Consider the following 1772-nt stretch of genomic DNA (forward strand, 5'->3'; position numbering starts at 1 on the left):
GCACTGTCAAGATCATGGAAGAGAATAATTATTATCCTTTTGGGTTGAAGCATGCCAACTACAACATGAGCCAAAAAGCGTATATCAAGGCTGGCAGCGGAGTAGGAATGCAACCACCGTGTGTGGGTTGTCCTTTGAGCTTTAAGTATAATTATAAATTTAATGGAAAAGAGCTGCAAGACGAACTGGGGTTGAATATGTATGATTATGGAAGTAGACTTTACGACCCTGCAAGAGCTGGTTGGAGTAATATGGACCCGTTAGCGGAGAAAATGAGAAGACATAGCCCATATAATTATTGTTTTGATAATCCAGTGTTTTTTATTGACCCAGATGGAATGGCGCCTGTTGGACATGGTGATGACGATATAGTAACAAAAGTCTCAAATAAACATGGTGATAAACATTATGTTCAAAGAGATGTGAGTATGAAAATGACTTTAACTGTTGTAAATTCTGATGGTGTAGACTTGTCTAAAACAATGTTCGCTAAAGCATCAGGAACTGTACAATTAACAGGATTTTCAGGAAATGCACAAAAAGACTTTCGAGTGAATGATGTTACAACGAATGATAATTTAAAAAATGTATCTGTTGACTATAAAGTGGTAAGCTCATTAAAAGATGTTGGTAAAAATGACCATGTTATGATGTTAGTAAATGACATACCTAAAACAGGTAAGGGAGCAGACCCTGTTGGTTTAGGAGAATTAGGCGGAAGAGTTAGTGCCATAGAAGTTGGGACTATTAAAAACAATACATTTAACAATGCTGCAACACACGAATTAGGTCATAATTTAGGGTTAGAACATTCAAATGGTGGATTAATGAATCCAACAGTAAATAACTCTTATACCACAAATACAAAAGAAAGAGGAGAAGCTGTTTATAATCAAGTTGGTCCACTTCAAGGTAATGGGACATATACACAATCTCAAAGCGGAGGTAATTATAATACAAGAATCCAAACTCAAGTAAATAATTTCTTATCAGATAATAAAATAAAATAATGAAAAATCTATCATTAATAATCTGTTTATTAATTTCTGTAACTTTTTCAAGTTGTAGTACTAACAAAAGTAAAAAAATTGACATGGGCGTATATCTAATTGATATTCCTCAAAATTGGAAGAAAATAAACATCCAAGGTATAGATTCTGATATGAATGCAATTTTAACATCTTCTAGTGATACTATCTTAAGTGATTATGGGGTATATTCTGAAAAATTTGAGGAAACAAATAAAGTTTTTTCAAAAGAACAAATACTAAAATATAAAGCTATTAAAATGGATGTTAAAGAGCTTCACTCTTCTGATACCCCTGAAATAGACCAAACTCAAGGAACTTTTTTAAAGGAATATTATTATTATGATACCATCAATAAACATATTGCAAAAGTAAAAATTCCTAAAAAAGAAAGTCAAGGCGAAACAGGGATATATTTTAATAGCATTAACAAAAATAGATTGACAATTATTGGTAGAAATCTAAAATCAAATGAACAAAATGAATTGTTAAAAGCATTTGAGACAATAAGGTTTAAAGAATAATTCAGATTCCCAGATTCGGTTTGTGCTTCGTGAGGCACACCACCCCACACATAATATCCAAGGATGAGCCGTAAAAAGCTCGTCCTTTTTGTTTGGTGGTAATCTGGAAATGAAAACATCGATTAAAAAGAAAATCCCCTAGCCCTGATGGCAGCGGTATCCTTTTTGTCTCGTTTTTTGGAACGAGATAAAAAGATAAAGCGTACAGCAGGAAATAGCT

The 1772-nt window shown here is 33.0% G+C and carries 2 protein-coding genes; both read left to right on the plus strand.

Going from position 1 to position 1772, the window contains the following annotated elements; translation table 11 throughout:
- Nucleotides 1-1010, plus strand: a 1010-nt coding sequence (locus ACRDEC_RS16940; protein WP_431499555.1) for an RHS repeat-associated core domain-containing protein, incomplete at its 5' end; no start/stop codon positions are given.
- A complete protein-coding gene (locus ACRDEC_RS16945) occupies nt 1010-1552 on the plus strand; it encodes a hypothetical protein (RefSeq protein WP_431499556.1) in 543 nt (180 codons plus the stop codon). The genes ACRDEC_RS16940 and ACRDEC_RS16945, both read left to right, overlap by 1 nt.
- Nucleotides 1553-1772 lie beyond the last annotated feature (220 nt).

This window comes from Flavobacterium sp., assembly GCF_050696275.1.
Classification (GTDB): domain Bacteria; phylum Bacteroidota; class Bacteroidia; order Flavobacteriales; family Flavobacteriaceae; genus Flavobacterium.

What these genes read in the sequence shown, in the direction of transcription:
- ACRDEC_RS16945 (WP_431499556.1), top strand. Translation starts at nt 1,010, where the DNA reads ATGAAAAATCTATCATTAATAATCTGTTTATTAATTTCTGTAACTTTT.